The sequence below is a fragment of the Deinococcus aerius genome (genome assembly GCF_002897375.1).
Taxonomy (GTDB): Bacteria; Deinococcota; Deinococci; order Deinococcales; family Deinococcaceae; genus Deinococcus; species Deinococcus aerius.
Genome location: NZ_BFAG01000002.1, coordinates 72,718 through 88,057, shown reverse-complemented (window position 1 = coordinate 88,057; position 15,340 = coordinate 72,718). Strand labels below are relative to the sequence as shown.

The following is a 15,340-nucleotide window of genomic DNA, read 5'->3' as shown; positions in this document are numbered from 1 at the left end:
CACCCGCATTCGACCCCCTGAACCCTCCCCGGGGGTGTTCGCCGTGTGGACAAGGGGCGGCGAGGGTTGGCGGCCCCGTCATCCCCGCCCGCGTGGGGAGGGGGTGTACGTCCGCGCGAATGGCCGCCCGGGTGTGGCGGCGCGCTGCCCCAGGACCAGGCGCAGTTGCTCGGCCTGCGGCAGCGCGACCGGCCCGAGGGCCCCCGGTCCACCCCGCAGGAAGGGGGCCAGGGCGGGACCCGCGTCCGCGACCCGGCGAAAGCTCGCGGCGGGCAGGGTGAGGTCGCCCGGTCCCAGGCCCGCGAGCTGTGACAGCAGCGTGAGGTGCTGGGCCTCGCTCGCCCCGAGTTGCGCGGCTGTCGCCGCCAGTTCGGGCTGGCCCTGCTGCGCGAACTGGTGGGTGGCCGCCAGGTACGCGCCGATGAAGACCGCCTCCAGGTGCAGGGCGGTGTCCGCGAAGGCGCCAGCATCCGGCAGCAGCTCCCGGGGCAGGTAGAAGCGGGACGCGAGCGGCGCGGCGCCCAGGGACCGCAGCACCTCCAGGTGGTGCGCCTCGGCGTCCAGCACGGCCCGCAGATGTTCGGCGGTGTCCCCGTCCATGCGGAAGGTGGCCGTGGTCAGGGCCTGGTGGTAGAGGGTGACGGCCAGCGCCTCGGCGGTCGCCGCGAGGTCGAGGACGGCGGCGTGGTCGAGGGTTCCGGTGCTGGCCCGGTCCTGGCCGAACGCCTGGCCGAACCCGGTGAGGGCGAGGGTGCCCGCCAGGCCGCGCAGAAAGCCGCGCCTGGTGCGCTCATTGCTGGTGGTGGGTTCGGTGGTGCCGGTCTGCTCGTTCATGGGGAGAACTCCGGGGAGGGCGCAGGGGGAGGAATGACGCGGGCCGCACGCAGGAAAGCTTTCCCGCGCGGCCCCCCGGACTTATGCCGGAACCTGCCCGACGTTCGGGCGGCCCCAGTAGCGGTGGTGTCCCAGCGCGGTGACGAAGGCCGTCAGGGCCGCCGGGGTGCCGCCGTTCTGGCCGACGACGATGCCGTACTCGGCGAGCTTCTGCGCGCCCGCCCCGCTGGCGAGGCGCATCCCGCCCACCTCGGACAGGTTCTGCACAGCGTCCGGTCGGCCCGCTGGGGCCTGGACCGCCCCCGCCGCCGGACCCGCGATGGCGCGAAGCAGCCGCCCGATCTCGGACGCCGTGAGCAGCTCGGTCCCCTCGCCTAGCGCCCCGATGGGCTTGGCGTGCTTGTACGCCTGCGCCACGAAATTGTGGGCGTCTCCCAGGCCGATCAAGGTTTGAATGCTGGCCGCTCCGCCCGGCACCAGCACGGCGTCGTACAGCACCGGGTCGGTGTTGGCGAGGGTCTTGTTCGCCACCACGCCCTCCGCGAGCGCCCCCAGGTGCGGCCCGACGATGTCGGCCATCGCGCCCGCGTCCGTCAGGGCCTTGCTCACCGCCGCCACCTGCGCGGCGTTCACGCCCTCGGCGGCCAGGATCGCCACCTTGCGCCCCCTGGCCAGGCGGGGCTGGCCCTCCTCCTGGCTCAACCCCTTCGCTCGGTGAAGGCGGCCGGAGGCGCTCGTCGGCGTGGTCGCCGCCGCCAGGACGGCCGTCTCGGCGGCGGAGTCGGCGGTGCCGCCGGGCCTGGCCGTGCCGCCCACACGGGGCCTCTCGCCCAGCGCCCGGGCCACCTGCGCGGCGAGCACCTCGTTGATTCTCTCCAGGTGGCCGAGCATCCGCAGGCGGATGTCGCGCGTCTCCACCTTGCTCAGCTCGAACTGGAGCGAGCGCGTGATGTGCTCCTTTTCAACCGGCGTCATCGAGTTCCAGAAGAGCCGCGCCTGCCCGTAGTGGTCCCCGAAGCTCTCGGCGCGGGCCCGCACCTTGGGGCCGGACACCCGCTCGGGGTAGCTCACGTACCCGCCGCGCGCCTGCGGGACCTCGGCGGGCTTGTTGCCCCCCAGGGTATTGGGCTCGTACGACACCCTCCCCCGGTTGACGGTCTGGCGCATGTGGCCGTCGCGCTGGTTGTTCGCCACGCGGTTCACCGGGCGGTTGATAGGCAGCTCGGGCCAGTTGGGCGAACCCAGGCGGGAGAGCTGGGTGTCGAGGTAACTGAAGTTGCGGCCCTGGAGCAGCGGGTCGTCGCTGAAGTCGATGCCCGGCACGATGTTGGTCGTCATGAAGGCGACCTGCTCGGTCTCCGCGAAGTAATTGTCGGGGTTGCGGTTCAACACCATCCGCCCCACCCGCTGCACCGGCACGAGGTCCTCGGGCACGATCTTGGTGGCGTCGAGCACGTCGAAGTCCCACCCCTCGGCCTGCGCCTCGGTGAAGACCTGCACGCCCAGCTCCCACTCGAAGGGTTGCCCGGCCTCGATGGACTCCCACATCGTGCGGCGGTGGAAGTCGGGGTCCTTGCCCGCGATCTTCTGCGCCTCGTCCCACACCAGCGAATGCACGCCGAGCAGGGGCTTCCAGTGGAACTTGACGAGGTGCGCGTGCCCCTGCGCGTTCACCAGGCGGAAGGTGTGGACGCCGAAGCCCTCCATCATGGCAAAGGAGCGCGGGATGGCGCGGTCGCTGTGGACCCACATCAGCATGTGCATCGACTCGGGCGTCAGCGAGATGAAGTCGTAAAAGGTGTCGTGCGCGCTGGCCGCCTGCGGAATCTCGTTGTGCGGCTCGGGCTTGACCGAGTGGATCAGGTCGGGAAACTTGATCGCGTCCTGGATGAAGAACACGGGGATGTTGTTACCGACGAGGTCCCAGTTGCCCTCCTGCGTGTAGAACCTGACTGCGAAGCCGCGCACGTCGCGCGCCGTGTCCGCCGAGCCACGCGAACCCGCCACCGTCGAGAAGCGCGCGAACACCGGGGTCTGCACCCCGACCTCGGTGAGGACCTTCGCGGTGGTGTAGGCCGAGAGGGACTTGTCGAGCTGGAAGTAGCCGTGGGCCCCGGCGCCGCGCGCGTGGACCACCCGCTCGGGGATGCGCTCGTGGTCGAAGTGGTGGAGCTTCTCGCGGAAGAGGAAGTCCTCCATCAGGGTGGGGCCGCGCACCCCGGCTCGCAGCGAGTTCTGGTCGTCGCTGACGGCGTGCCCCATGTTGTCGGTGAGGCGGGCACCGGGGCTGGCCGTGTTCGCGCTGAGGTCCTGGGCCTTGGTCTGCTCATCGAGCTTGCTGGCGGTGTCGTCGAGGGAGAGCGGGGTGGAGAGCTTGCGATTCTGGGCCATGAGAGGACCTGCCTTTCCTGGAGGACGGCGAAAGGGCGAAGGAATGGGGCCTGATCGTGTGTTCCCGCGCCGGGTTTTTCCGGGGAGGTGTGCCGGCGTCAGGGGCGGGGGTCAACGCCGCGCGCACGGCCCGCAGCGGTGACGGCGGCCAGGGGGTCCGGTCGGCGCAGCCGGGAGAGGGCGAGCCCCACGAACGCGGCCTCCACGATCAGCGCGAAGACGCCGCTGGGCTCGGCCCAGTTGCCGATGTCGCTGGTGGCCCCGGGCAGGCCGGTGCTGCGCGTGAGGACGTACCCCACGATGGCGCCCAGCGAGATCAGCGCGCCCAGGGCGTACCCGGCCCGGGCCCGCTCGGTGAACAGCCACGCCCCCGACGCCGCGCACCCGGCGACGAGCAGGATGTACAGCCAGCCCAGGTACGGCGTCTCGCCGAGCTTGCCGGGGATGTCCCGGTAGTGAATCCAGGCGACGGCGGCGAGCAGCATCAGACCGAGCCAGTGACGGGCGGCGTGCGACATGGTGTTCCTCCTGGGGGGTCAGCCGGGTCAGCGGGCCTGCGGCTGGGAGAGGGCGGGGGCGGGGGCGGACGGGTCGGCCTCGCGGCGGTACAGCGCGAGCAGCAGCAGCAGGCCGAGCCCGCTCATCGCCAGGGGCGCGCTCATGGGGGCCGGGCCGTTGAGCCAGTTGGCGCGCGGGGCGGGCAGCCCCAGCACCCCGGGTTCGCCCGGGCGCGCCTCGGGGGAGGTTCCGAGCGCCCCGGCGCGTCCCTCGCGCAGCAGCTCGGGGTTCTTGCCGGTGTGCTCGACTGCGCCGTAGACCCCAGTGACGACGAGCAGCGCGGCGGCGGCGCGCAGCAGCAGGCGCGACCAGACCCGGTCGGTCCCCAGGAAGAGCGCCGCTGCCACCACGCCAGCGGCGATGGCCGCGAACGGGATGAGCTGCGAGGGGCCGTACCAGTGGCCGACGGCCGCGAGTTCCGCCGCGAGACCGAGCAGCCCGAGGAGGCCGAGGACGACGAGGGCTTTGCGCAGGGTGAGCACGTGGGTCATGGGAGGTCTCCTGCCGAGACGGTGAGGCGCGTTCGGCCCCGGTTCAGTGGGCGCCGGGAATGTTGGGCGGGGGTAAGGACGCGGGCTTCATGAAACCGGGACCAAGGCCAGCCCGGGGGCATGCTTCCGGGTGGGACGGCTCCCGCAGAACAGGAGACGGGAGCGCGGTTCGGGGGGAGGGGCACGGCATGCCTGTCCCTCAGGGGCGGGCGCCGAGGGTGCCCAGCCACACCCCGACGCCGAACACGACCCCACCGCCCACGATCACCTGCACGACGGTCTGGGCGAGCGGCGAGCGCATGTAGTGCCAGCGGATATAGGCGATGACCAGCAGTTCGACCAGCACGACGGCGTAGGCGAGGCTGAGGGCGACGCGCAGGTCGGGCAGCAGGAAGGGCAGGGTGTGCAGCATCCCGCCGAGGATGGTGGCGACCCCGGTGATCGCGCCGCGCGCGAGGGGGGTGCCGCGCCCCGAGACGACGCCGTCATCGCTGAGCGCCTCGGCCAGCCCCATGCTGATGCCCGCCCCCACCGAGGCGGCCAGGCCCACGAAGAAGGCGTCGATGGGTCGCCCCGTCAGGCCAGCGGCGGCGAAGATCGGAGCCAGGGTGCTGACCGAACCGTCCATCAGGCCGAGCAGGGCAGGTTGAATTTTTTGGAGAACGAACGTCTGGTCGTGGGGAGAAGCCTGTGACATGCTCCTTATTGAGAATGATTCCTGTTATGCGGAAGTAAGAAATCCCGAGCAGGCCACTCCGGTTGGTCGGTCCCGGTCCGGGGAAAGTCCACCGCGACGCGCAGGCCCCCGGGCTCGCCGTTCTCGAAGCGCAGGGTGGCCCCGTGCGTCTGCGCCACGCGCTGCACGATGGCGAGCCCGAGCCCGTTGCCCTCCCCACCGCGGGCCGTGTTCACCTGATAGAAGGGCTCGGCCAGGTGCGGGAGGGCCGCCGCGGGCACGCCCGGGCCCGCGTCCTGCACCGTCAGGCGCACGTGGTCCGCCTCACCGCCCACGCTCACCCGCATGTCGGCGCCCTGCCCGTACCGCAGGCCGTTCCCGATCAGGTTCTCGACGAGGTGGGTGAGCAGCGCCTCATCGCCGATCACCGTGGCGTCGCCCCGGGTCTCGAAGTCCAGCCGCACGTCGGGCGCCGCCTCGCGCGCCCGGTCCACCGCCTCGCCGGCCACCCGGGCGAGGTCCACCGGCAGGAGTTGCACCGCCTGCACGCCCCGGGCGAGCAGCAACAGGTGTTCGGTGAGCCGGCGCATCCGCTCCACGTCGGCGAGCGCCTCGGCCATGTCCTCGCGCAGCTCCGCCTCGCTGCGCGGCCCGGCGAGCGAGCCTTGCAGCCGCATCTTGAGCGCCGCGAGCGGGGAGCGCAGGTCGTGGGCGGCGGCCCGGGTGAACTCCTCCTCCCGCTCGCGCACGTCCGCGAGTTGCGCGAAGGACGTTTGCAGGGTCCCGGCCAGCCGCCCGAGTTCGTCGTTGCGCCCCGCCCCGGGCAGGGGAGAGCGCAGGTCCCCCTGCTGCCCCAGCCGCGCGGCCGCCTCCTGCAAGCGGGCCACCGGGCGCAGCAGCCGTCCCGCCAGGAGGAAGCTCAGCAGGGCCACCAGCGCCGCCGCGGTCGGCACGGTGACCGCCAGCGCCCGCAGGTAGGCGCGCAGCGGGTTGACGACCCCCAGTACGTCGCTGGCCAGTTGGGCCGTGGCCGCCCCTCCGCGCAGGGTCACCGTGGCGATGAGCACGTCGTGCCCCGCGCGGGGCGCGTAGCCGGGCGGCAGGTCGGCCGGAATGGGCGGGAAGTTTTCCGTGACCGCCACCACCTGCCCGCCCTGCAGGACCCGCACGTCCACGTTGCGCGGGAGCGTCGTGATCTCGAGCGGCGGGGCCGCCCCGGACTGGGGCCGCGCCGCCAGCTCCTGCTCCAGGCGCGGGATCAGCATTTCCAGGCGCTCGTACTCCGCCACGGCGAGAAAGGAGCGCAGGGCGAGGAACTGCACCGCCGCGACCACCAAGACCACCACGGCGGTCTGGAGGGCGACGCCCAGGGCGATCCGGATGCGGATGCTCATGGCACTCGGTACCCCAGCCCGCGCGAACTCACGAGCACGTCGGCCGCCAGCTTGCGCCGCAGGTAGCTCACGTACACGTCCACCACCCGCGCCTCGCCCCCGAAGTCCGGACCCCAGACCCGCGTGACCAGCTCCTCGCGGGTGAACCAGCGCCCCTGTGACAGCACCAGCACCTCCAGCAGAGCGTACTCGCGCGCCGTGAACCCCACGACCTGCCCCTGCCACCACACCTGGCGGTGTCGGGCGTCCAGCAGCCCGGTCCCGCCGCCAAAGGCCACCCGCGCGCTGCGGACCCCCTCGCCGCGCCGCACGACCGCGCGCAGGGTGGCGAGCAGTTCGGGCAGCTCGAAGGGCTTGACGAGGTAGGCGTCCCCCCCGAGGTCCAGGCCATCCACCCGGTCGTGCAGGGCCCCCCGGGCGGTGAGGAACACGATGGGCACCTCGGCACCCTCCGCGCGCAGGGTGCGGGCCAGCTCGAATCCGTCGAGGCCCGGGAGCATCACGTCGAGCAGCAGGGCGTCGTAGCCCCCCGAGCGCGCCTGGGTCAGCCCGCGCACGCCGTCCGGCTCCACCTTGACCTCATGGCCCGCGTCCGCCAGCGCCCGCGCGGTCGGGAGCGCGATGCGCGGGTCGTCCTCCACCAGCAGGAGCCGCACGCTCAGCACCCCCGGAGGGGAGCACAGGACATCCAGGGGCCGCCGGGCATGGTCATGCCGCCACGGTAGGCGTTCCAGATCAAAGGGGCGTAAGAACGACACGTGAGGGGAGCTTAAGAAAGCGTTGAGGACCTGCCCTTTCTTGCACCCGTCTAACGGCGCCTGCCTACCTTCACGGCGGTTGTGTCGCCCCAACCCCACCCAGGAGCCCTCATGAAACACCTGATCCTCCTTGCCGCCCTCCTCCTTCCCTCGGCCCTCGCGGGCGGGGCGGGCGCCCAGAGCGCGGGCGCGGGCGTGCCCTCCACCAACGTGAACGAGCCCGCCCCCACCACCGGCCAGCCCACCGCCCAGAACACCGGCACGGCCTCGCCCCTGCCCTACAACCGCGCCACGACCCTGCCCGCCGCCGGCACCGAGGACCTGAAAAAGAGCGTGCAGGCCCTGCAAAACACTCTGACCGAGCTCCAGGCGCTGCAACTCCAGACCAAACAGGCGCACTGGAACGTCTCGGGCACCCTCTGGTACACCCTGCACGAGCTGCTTCAGGAGCACTACGAGGGGCTGAGCAAGTACGCCGACGACGTGGCCGAGCGCCAGCTCTCGGTGGGGGCGTCCAGCGACGGGCGGGCGATCACCATCGTCGCGGCCTCGCGCCTGCCCGAGATTCCGGGTGGCTTCCTCGACGACGCCCAGGTCATCCAGTTCTTCACCTACCAGTACGAGACGGTGGGGCAGCGGATTCACCAGCGCATCAATGATGTGGAGAAGGTGGACCCGACGACGGCGAACCTGTTGCAAGAGGTGGAGCACGGGATCGAGAAATACCAGTGGCAGATGCGGGCCTTCCTCCAGAACACGCCGCGTGACCCCAACTCGGGCTTCGACCTCAACAACGGCAAGCCCGTGCCCCTGCGTGGGAAATAGGGGGACGGGCAGACCCGGGGGGGCCCGCCCGGCCCTCCTTCCTTCGCGCGGAGCAGGAGGCCAGCGGACTGGGAAAGTTCCCCCTGGCGCGCCCCCGCTCCTTCACCCGGCGGCCCCCCTTTTCCCCCGCATCCCCTGAAGCCGGCGGAAGGAACCGCGTCCGCCTGTCCCCCTCCCCTGACCTATGCCTGTCTATCTACACGCCATCGCGTCCGCCGTCCCGGAGACCGCCTACCCCCAGTCGGTCATCCGGGACGTGATCCGGGCGCAGCCCGAACTGGGCCGCCTGGGGCGGCGGCTCACGACCTCCATCTTCAACGCCTCGGGCATCGACCGGAGGCACAGCGTCGTGCGGGACTTCCTGGGCCCGGCGGGTGACCCCCCGGGCCTCTTCTACGACCCCGGGACGGGCCGGATGCTCACGCCGGGCACGGGCGCGCGCAACGACTTCTACGTGCCTCACGCCACCGAGCTGTTCGTGCGGGCGGCCCGAACGGCGCTGGAGGCAGCCCCCCACCTGGGCGCGACCGACGTCACTCACGTCGTCACGGTGTCGTGCACGGGCTTTTTCGCCCCGGGACCCGACTACGCCCTCGTGCGGGCGCTGGGGCTGCCCGCGGGCGCGCACCGCTTCCACGTGGGCTTCATGGGCTGCTACGCCGCCTTTCCCGCCCTGAAGATGGCGAGGGCCTTTTGCGAGGCCGACCCGAGGGCGGTGGTCCTGGTGGTCTGCGCGGAGCTGTGCACCATCCACATGCACTCGGCGAACGACCCCGACACATTGATCGCCAACTCGGTCTTCGCGGACGGGGCTGCCGCCGCCCTGGTCGCCGCCCGGCCGCCCGCCGCGGGCACGCCCGCCCTGCGCCTCGACCGCTTCGAGACCACCCTGACGCCCCCCGGCGTGGGCGAGGCCGACATGGCCTGGACGGTGGGCGACCAGGGCTACGACATGGTGCTCAGCACCTATGTCCCCGACATCATCGAGTCGCACATCGGGGGGGCCCTCGCGCCGCTGCTGGGCGGGCCCCGGGGGCCGGGCGACGCCGCGCACCGGGGGGTCGAGCGCTGGGCCGTGCACCCCGGCGGGAGAAGCATCCTCGACCGGGTGCAGGGCGCCCTCGCCCTGAGCGACGAGCAGATGCGCCCCTCGCGCGAGGTATTGCGCCGCTACGGCAACATGAGCAGCGCGACGGTGCTGTTCATCCTGGAGGACCTGCTGCGGGAGGCGGGAGGCGGGGGACGGGGAGCGGGTGTGCGCGATGGCCTTCGGCCCCGGCCTGACCGTGGAGTCGGCCCTGATGACGCGGCTGTGCGGGCTCGACTGATGCACCCTGACCTCTCCCGGCGCGCCGCACACTTGCGCGAGCGGATGGACGACCCGAACTGCGACTTGCCCAGTCTGGAGCGTACCTATGCCCAGTTCGGCACGGTGAATGTCCTCGTGGCGGGCTGGCGGCGGGTATACCGGCGCGAGCTGCGGCCTCATCTGCCCCCGGGCCGGACGCTGACCCTGCTCGATATCGGCTGTGGCGGCGGGGACGTGGCGCGGGGGCTGGCCCGTTGGGCGCGGCGCGACGGTCGGCGGCTCCGGGTGACCGCCATCGACGCCGACGAACGCGCCGTCGCCTACGCCACGGGGCTCGCCGCCGACCCGGACGTGACCTTCCGGCGGGCGCTGAGCAGCGACCTCGTGCGCGAGGGGCAGGGCTTCGACTTCGTGATCTCCAACCACCTGCTGCACCACCTGACGGACGCGGAGCTCGGGGCCCTGCTGCGAGACAGCGAGGCACTGGGCCGGGTGCGGGTGGTCCACAGCGACCTCGCCCGCCACGCCCTCGCGTACCGGGCCTTCAGCGCGGGGGCGCGGCTCTTTCGGGGTTCGTTCATCCGGGAGGACGGGCTGCTCTCGATCCGGCGCAGCCACACGGCGCGGGAACTCGCGGCGCTGGCGCCACCGGGCTGGCAGGTCCAGCCCCTCGTTCCCTTCCGCCTCCTGCTGACCCGGGCGGGACCGCATGCTTGACGTGCTGGTCGTGGGGGGTGGACCGGTCGGCCTGTTCCTGGGGTGCCTGCTCGCCCGGCGGGAACTGAGCGTCGCGGTGCTGGAGCGTCGCCCGGCGAGGAGCGGCCACTCGCGTGCCGTCGGCATCCACCCGCCTGCCCTGGCGGCCTTCGAGGAGGTGGGCCTGACCACCCCCCTGCTCGCCGCCGGGGTGCCCATCACGGGCGGGGTCGTGCTCGGACGGGGCGGGGTGATCGGCGAGCTGAGCTTCCGCGCCGCCTCGCCGCGTTACCCCTTTATCCTCTCGCTGCCCCAGCGGGACACCGAGCAGGTGCTGGAGGAGCGGCTGGCCCACCTCGCCCCGGGTGCGCTGCGGCGGGGAGTCGTGGTCGTGGGGCTGCGGGACGAGGGCGGGCACGTCTCGGTCGCCTGCCGGGAGGGGGAGCGCGAGGAACTCCTGCGGGCCCGCCTCGTCGTGGGGGCGGACGGCACCCGCAGCACGGTCCGGGGCCTTGCCGGCATCGGCTTCCCGGGCGCCCCCTACCCGGACAGCTACCTGATGGGGGACTTCCCGGACACGACCGCCTTCGGGCCGCGGGCGGCGATCTCTCTGATGGAGGACGGCGTGGTGGAGTCCTTTCCCCTGCCCGGGGAACAGCGGCGCTGGGTCGTCCACACGGAGACGCTGCGGGACGACGTGCGGGCGCAGGACCTCGCCGCCCTGGTGCGGGGGCGGACGGGGCTGCACCTGCCCGCCGGGGACTGCACCATGCTCAGCGCCTTCGGGGTGCGCCACCACCTGGCCGACCGGATGGTGTTGGGCCGGGTGCATCTGATCGGCGACGCGGCGCACGAGATCAGCCCCATCGGCGGGCAGGGGATGAACCTGGGCTGGCTGGACGCCGCCGCGCTCGCGCCGCTGCTGGGGAGGGCCGTGGGGGGCGCTCCCGGAGCCCGCGCCGCCCTCCTGCGCTACGAGCGGGCCCGCCTGCGCTCGGCCCGGCTCGCCACCCGGCAGGCCGAGTTCAACATGGCCTTCGGCCGCCCGGCCCGGGGCCCGGCACGGCGGGTGCGGGACGCGGTGCTGCGCGGCCTCCTCTCGCCCCCCGTTCAACCCCTGCTGGCCCGCGCCTTCACCATGCGCTGGCTGTGAGACCCGCTCCGGGAGGACCGCCCTTGTCCAGAATCCTGATCGCCTCGCAGCCCATCCACGGCCACGTGCTGCCGCTCCTGCCCATCGCGGACGAACTCGTGCGGCGCGGGCACGAGGTCCGCTGGTACACCGGGCGCAAGTACGCGGCGCGGGTGCGGGCGGTCGGTGCCGGGTTCGAGCCCTTCGTCCACGCCCGCGACTACGACGACGACTTCGGGGCGACCTTCCCGGGACGGGGCGAGCGGACGGGCCTGCGGCAGATCCGGTTTGACATCGAGCACGTGTTCGTCGGCCAGGTCGGGGGTCAACTGCAAGATCTCCAGGCGGTGCAGGGGGCCTGGCCCGCCGACGTAATCCTCGCCGAGCAGACCCTGGGCGCCGCCCTGCTGCTGGAGGAACTGGCCGGACCGCCCGTCGCCCTGCTGGGCATCCTGCCGCTGGGGATCGCCAGCCGCGACACGGCCCCCTTCGGTCTGGGGCTGGGACCCGACCCCTCGCCCCTGGGGCGCTGGCGCAACCGGGTCCTGGGCTGGTGGGCGGAACGGGTCATCCTGGGCAGGGCGTCGCGGGAGCTGGAGGCCCTCTGCCGCAGGGTCGGCGTGCCCCCCCGCCCCGTTTCCCCCCCGGTGGCTCCCCGGCTGATGCTGCAACCCACCGTGCCGGGTTTCGAGTACCCCCGCAGCGACCTGCCCCCGCACCTGCATTTCATCGGGGCGATCCTGCCGCCCGCGCCCGAGAACTCGCGTCTGCCCGGCTGGTGGCGCGAGGTGCTCGGCCCGCGCCCGGTGGTGCTGGTCACCCAGGGCACCCTCGCCACCCGGGCGCGCGACCTGATTCTGCCCACCCTCCAGGCGCTGGACGGGGAGAAGGTGCTGGTCGTCGCCACTGGCGCCCGCGACCCGGGCGCGCTGGGTGAGGTGCCCCGCAACGCCCGGGTGGCGGCCTTCCTGCCGTTCGCGCCGCTGCTCCCCCACGTCGCCGTCTACGTCACCAACGGGGGGTACGGCGGCGTCCAGCAGGCCCTGACGCACGGCATTCCCGTCGTCGTGGCGGGCACCACCGAGGACAAGGCCGAGGTCGCCCGCCGGGTGGAGTACGCCGGCGTGGGCATCAACCTGCGCACGGGCGCGCCAACCCCCGAGCGGGTGCGCGGGGCCGTGCTGGCGCTGCTGGGCGAGCACGCGGTTCGCCAGCGCGCCCGCGAACTGGGCGCCGATCTGCGGCGCCACGACGCTCCGCGCGAGGCCGCCGCGCTGATCGAGACCCTGGCGCGCACCGGCCGGCCCGTCCGCGCACCGGGGTCCCAGGAGTGAGCGTTCAGTGTCCCGCGGCGGCCCGCCGGGTGGGGCGCAGCCGCTCCAGCCGGGCCCGCATCGTCCGCTGGAGAAGCACCGGGTAGACCTGGAAGAAGAGGTTGGCCCCCAGCAGCCAGCCCGCCGCGTTCCAGGCCCGCCGCGCCACCGCGCCCGCGACCAGCCCCGTCCCGAGGCCCGCCAGCAGGTGGCTGAACTCCGCCTCCCGGGTCGCCCGCTCGTAGGCGGGCAGGGAAGCCCGGCGACCGTCGAAGCCCGTGGCCTCGCGCCGGAAGCGTTCCCAGCCCATCCGCCGCAGCAGCCGCCTGTAGCCGAGCACGCTCAGGCGGCGGTACAGGCCCGGTTCCCAGGGTCGCACCCGGTACCAGTGCTCCGGCGGGCGCCAGGAGACCGCGCGCAGCACGTACAGCGCCCAGCGCATCAGGAGCACGTGCGCGGTCAGCGCGAAGGGCAGGCCCCGGAAGCCGACCACCCTCCCCGTGAGCCAGGCCGCCCCGGCCACCCCGGCCAGGCCCAGGAACACGCCCGCCCAGCCGTCCGTCCCGCTCTCCCGCCGCACGTCCCGAGCATAGCGGGGTTCAGGGACGGCGCAGCGCGCCCGAGACGGTCAGGCGGCCCTCGGCCCGGGCGGGCCGCAGCCCCGCCAGCAGCCCCAGCAGCAGCGAGACCCCGGCGCTCAGGACCGCCAGGCGCGGGGTGACGGTGGCCGCGTCGATCCCGGCCAGGTTCTGCGTGTAGAGATTGACGCCCCAGGCGCCGACCAGGCCCAGCAGCATCCCGGCGGCGCCGCCCAGCAGCGCGAGCAGCAGGCTCTCGGTCAGCACCAGGGCCCGCAGGAAGGCGGGACGCGCCCCGATGGCCCGCAGGGTCCCGAACTCCCGGGTGCGCTCGATCACCCCCATGGTCACGGTATTGAGGGCCGTCAGCCCGCCCACCAGCAGCGAGACGAGGGAGAGGCGCAGGCCCACGGCGTTACTGCTCCCCAGCAGCATGGACGCTTTTCCCCTGCTCCAGGGTGCCGTGTTCCTCCCATGCCTGCGTTCATGGCTCGTCATCCCGCATGTCCAGCAGGCCGTAAACCAGCTCGACCATGGGGGCGGCCAGGGCCAGGCCCTGCGCCGGGTATCCCGGGCCCAGCCGGGCCGCACCGCGTGCGCCTCCTGCTTGAGACGCAGCACGCCCATCCGGGCGACCTGGGCGGGATGGCCCACCGGTCGCCGGGCGGCCAGGACCTGCGCCGTCAGCCCCTCGTCCACCGGCGCGGGGAGGTGGGCGAACACCTCCGCGCTGCCACGTTGCGCTCATGTTCCGCGCCGGGCGCGCCTCCACCGAGGCCTGGACGACGGGTCCGCTCGCGCCCCCGGTCCCCGCCCTGCTGGTTGTGCCGCTCCCCGTCGACTCCCGCTCCGTGCCCTCCGGCCAGCTCCCCCTGGCGGGGCTCCCTGCACCTTGCCAGTACCAGGAAGGGAATGGCCCCTTGACCTTCCAGAACGCGCCCGACCACCTCTCCACCTCGGCGCGCTGCTTCTCCCGGCCGCTTCCGGCCTGGGGTCTGCCCCGCCGCCTGGGGTGAGGCGGGATACTGAAGGCATGGCCCGCCGGACGCCCCCAGATCGCCCGCTGATTTTTATCTCGCATTTCAGCGCCGAACAGGAGATCGCGCTCAAGCTCCAGGAGCTGCTCGACCGGGCCTTTCTCGGCCAGGTGAACATCTTCGTGTCGTCGGACGACCGCAGCATCCGGATGGGGGCAGACTTCAACGGCACCATTCAGGACGCCCTGAGGGCCACCCGGTACGGCCTGCTGATCCTGAGCCCCGCCGCCCTGCGGCGGCCCTGGGTGAACATCGAGTTCGGCGCGCTGTGGGTGCAGAACAAGCCGGTCACCCCCATCTGCCACTCCGGCCTGAGTCCGGCCCAGCTTCCCCCACCGTACGTGAACCACAACGGCCTGAGCGCGACGGACGTCCGGGCCCTGAACAAGCTGGTGGCCAACCTCGCCCAGGAGGTGGAGATGCGGGCGCCGACCGTGGACTGGCAGCCCTTCCTCGACGTGGTCCAGGCCGCCGAGCAGGCCGCGAGGCACCGGGACCTGGACACGGTCGCGGGCGCGGTCGCCACGCTCACCCGGGCCTGCGGTCAACCGGAGTTCCCGCAGCAGTTGCGGGCAGGGGGGCACCAGTACACCCTGGGCGACCATGAACAGGGTGCCCACGCCGCCCTGGCCGTGCTGAGGGACCACGGGCTGGTCGAGCAGCGGTTTCAACACCGGAGCCAGGGGCCGGCGGGGCCAGGGAAAACGTACGAGCTGTCGGGGACGGCCGCCTATGGCGAGCTGTGGCTTGATCCGGCGTTTCCCAGCCTGCTCGGCCAGGCGCTGGGACGTCCGGTCCCCACGCTCCTCGAGGTCAGCTCCGGCGACGCCGGCCAGGTGCGGGAAGACCATCACCTCGAGAGGGTCCGACCGGGCGCGCCTGCGGCAACGGCCCAACGCCCGGACGAGCCCGAGGAACTCCGGCTTCTGGAGGCGGCCGTCCGGGACGCCTGGGAAGCGCTCAGCCACTACCGCTCGGACCCGCCGGTCAACACGGCGCCGCTCCGGCGGCAGGGCCAGACCCTGCGGGAACGGCTGCACGCCGCCGAGGAGGCCCGTCCCGGGTTCACGGCGGCCATCGGCGGCAGCGCCGGGCGCGAGCAGATGTGGAGTGACCTCGCGCAGATGACCGCCGTTCAACCCGCGGTCGAACGGCTCGGCGAGTTGGTCGAGGACCTGCGCGCCCGGCTCCGGCTCCCGCTGAACTAGGCTCGTCCCGAAGTAGTGCCCGCAGGCCACCTGCGGCCAAGCCGCTGGGGGCGTGCTTCTGACTGTCCGCGGGCACGGGACCGAGACCACCCTGGCTGGGCGCCCGCGTACCATTGGGGACCACCCGGCCGCAGGTCATT

The 15,340-nt window shown here is 73.1% G+C and carries 14 protein-coding genes; 5 read left to right on the top strand and 9 right to left on the bottom strand.

Annotated elements, in window-relative coordinates; all coding sequences use genetic code 11:
- Positions 1 to 78: 78 nt before the first annotated feature.
- From DAERI_RS03225 to DAERI_RS03195, 7 genes are all read right to left on the bottom strand, one after another.
- On the bottom strand, positions 79 to 834 hold the full coding sequence (locus DAERI_RS03225) for a ferritin-like domain-containing protein (protein ID WP_103128044.1): 756 nt from the start codon (positions 832 to 834) through the stop codon (positions 79 to 81).
- 81 nt (positions 835 to 915) lie between these two features.
- Entirely contained in the window at positions 916 to 3,225 is a 2,310-nt protein-coding gene (locus DAERI_RS03220) for a catalase (protein ID WP_103128043.1), read from the bottom strand.
- A gap of 98 nt (positions 3,226 to 3,323) precedes the next feature.
- Entirely contained in the window at positions 3,324 to 3,743 is a 420-nt protein-coding gene (locus DAERI_RS03215; RefSeq protein ID WP_103128042.1) for a hypothetical protein, read from the bottom strand.
- 27 nt (positions 3,744 to 3,770) lie between these two features.
- Positions 3,771 to 4,274, bottom strand: coding sequence for a hypothetical protein (locus tag DAERI_RS03210; protein WP_103128041.1), 504 nt, complete (start codon positions 4,272 to 4,274; stop codon positions 3,771 to 3,773).
- A gap of 199 nt (positions 4,275 to 4,473) precedes the next feature.
- Positions 4,474 to 4,971: a VIT1/CCC1 transporter family protein gene (locus DAERI_RS03205; RefSeq protein ID WP_102125984.1), complete on the bottom strand. Its 498-nt coding sequence runs from the start codon at positions 4,969 to 4,971 to the stop codon at positions 4,474 to 4,476.
- 5 nt (positions 4,972 to 4,976) lie between these two features.
- On the bottom strand, positions 4,977 to 6,344 hold the full coding sequence (locus tag DAERI_RS03200; protein WP_103128040.1) for a sensor histidine kinase: 1,368 nt from the start codon (positions 6,342 to 6,344) through the stop codon (positions 4,977 to 4,979).
- Positions 6,341 to 7,000, bottom strand: a complete 660-nt coding sequence (locus DAERI_RS03195) for a response regulator transcription factor (protein ID WP_103128295.1) — start codon at positions 6,998 to 7,000, stop codon at positions 6,341 to 6,343. The genes DAERI_RS03200 and DAERI_RS03195 overlap by 4 nt, the downstream gene beginning before the upstream one ends.
- A gap of 213 nt (positions 7,001 to 7,213) precedes the next feature.
- On the opposite strand from DAERI_RS03195, the gene DAERI_RS03190 reads away from it, so the two are divergent.
- The 4 genes from DAERI_RS03190 (at position 7,214) to DAERI_RS03170 (ending at position 12,398) form a co-directional block, all read left to right on the top strand.
- Complete coding sequence (locus tag DAERI_RS03190; protein ID WP_103128039.1) at positions 7,214 to 7,927, top strand: Dps family protein; 714 nt, start codon at positions 7,214 to 7,216, stop codon at positions 7,925 to 7,927.
- 184 nt (positions 7,928 to 8,111) lie between these two features.
- Positions 8,112 to 9,953, top strand: a complete 1,842-nt coding sequence (locus DAERI_RS22710) for a methyltransferase domain-containing protein (protein ID WP_235610228.1) — start codon at positions 8,112 to 8,114, stop codon at positions 9,951 to 9,953.
- Positions 9,946 to 11,085: an FAD-dependent oxidoreductase gene (locus tag DAERI_RS03175; protein WP_103128037.1), complete on the top strand. Its 1,140-nt coding sequence runs from the start codon at positions 9,946 to 9,948 to the stop codon at positions 11,083 to 11,085. The genes DAERI_RS22710 and DAERI_RS03175 overlap by 8 nt, the downstream gene beginning before the upstream one ends.
- Positions 11,086 to 11,108: 23 nt before the next feature.
- Positions 11,109 to 12,398 (top strand): glycosyltransferase, encoded by a 1,290-nt coding sequence (locus DAERI_RS03170; protein WP_235610227.1) that lies wholly within the window; start codon positions 11,109 to 11,111, stop codon positions 12,396 to 12,398.
- A 4-nt stretch (positions 12,399 to 12,402) separates the two neighbouring features.
- Here the strand turns inward: DAERI_RS03170 and DAERI_RS03165 are convergent, their stop codons facing one another.
- Together DAERI_RS03165 and DAERI_RS23265 are read right to left on the bottom strand one after the other, a co-directional pair.
- Positions 12,403 to 12,957, bottom strand: a complete 555-nt coding sequence (locus DAERI_RS03165) for a glycosyl-4,4'-diaponeurosporenoate acyltransferase CrtO family protein (protein WP_103128036.1) — start codon at positions 12,955 to 12,957, stop codon at positions 12,403 to 12,405.
- A 19-nt stretch (positions 12,958 to 12,976) separates the two neighbouring features.
- A complete protein-coding gene (locus DAERI_RS23265) occupies positions 12,977 to 13,678 on the bottom strand; it encodes an FtsX-like permease family protein (RefSeq protein ID WP_306461352.1) in 702 nt (233 codons plus the stop codon).
- Between the two features lie 310 nt (positions 13,679 to 13,988).
- Between DAERI_RS23265 and DAERI_RS23040 the strand changes: the two genes are divergently transcribed.
- Positions 13,989 to 15,200 carry a toll/interleukin-1 receptor domain-containing protein gene (locus DAERI_RS23040; RefSeq protein WP_103128034.1) on the top strand — a complete coding sequence of 404 codons (1,212 nt, stop codon included), beginning with the start codon at positions 13,989 to 13,991 and terminating at the stop codon, positions 15,198 to 15,200.
- Positions 15,201 to 15,340 lie beyond the last annotated feature (140 nt).

Coding starts and splice junctions, on each gene's coding strand:
- DAERI_RS03225 (WP_103128044.1), bottom strand. CDS start 834: ATGAACGAGCAGACCGGCACCACCGAACCCACCACCAGCAATGAGCGC.
- DAERI_RS03220 (WP_103128043.1), bottom strand. CDS start 3,225: ATGGCCCAGAATCGCAAGCTCTCCACCCCGCTCTCCCTCGACGACACC.
- DAERI_RS03215 (WP_103128042.1), bottom strand. CDS start 3,743: ATGTCGCACGCCGCCCGTCACTGGCTCGGTCTGATGCTGCTCGCCGCC.
- DAERI_RS03210 (WP_103128041.1), bottom strand. CDS start 4,274: ATGACCCACGTGCTCACCCTGCGCAAAGCCCTCGTCGTCCTCGGCCTC.
- DAERI_RS03205 (WP_102125984.1), bottom strand. CDS start 4,971: ATGTCACAGGCTTCTCCCCACGACCAGACGTTCGTTCTCCAAAAAATT.
- DAERI_RS03200 (WP_103128040.1), bottom strand. CDS start 6,344: ATGAGCATCCGCATCCGGATCGCCCTGGGCGTCGCCCTCCAGACCGCC.
- DAERI_RS03190 (WP_103128039.1), top strand. CDS start 7,214: ATGAAACACCTGATCCTCCTTGCCGCCCTCCTCCTTCCCTCGGCCCTC.
- DAERI_RS22710 (WP_235610228.1), top strand. CDS start 8,112: ATGCCTGTCTATCTACACGCCATCGCGTCCGCCGTCCCGGAGACCGCC.
- DAERI_RS03175 (WP_103128037.1), top strand. CDS start 9,946: ATGCTTGACGTGCTGGTCGTGGGGGGTGGACCGGTCGGCCTGTTCCTG.
- DAERI_RS23040 (WP_103128034.1), top strand. CDS start 13,989: ATGGCCCGCCGGACGCCCCCAGATCGCCCGCTGATTTTTATCTCGCAT.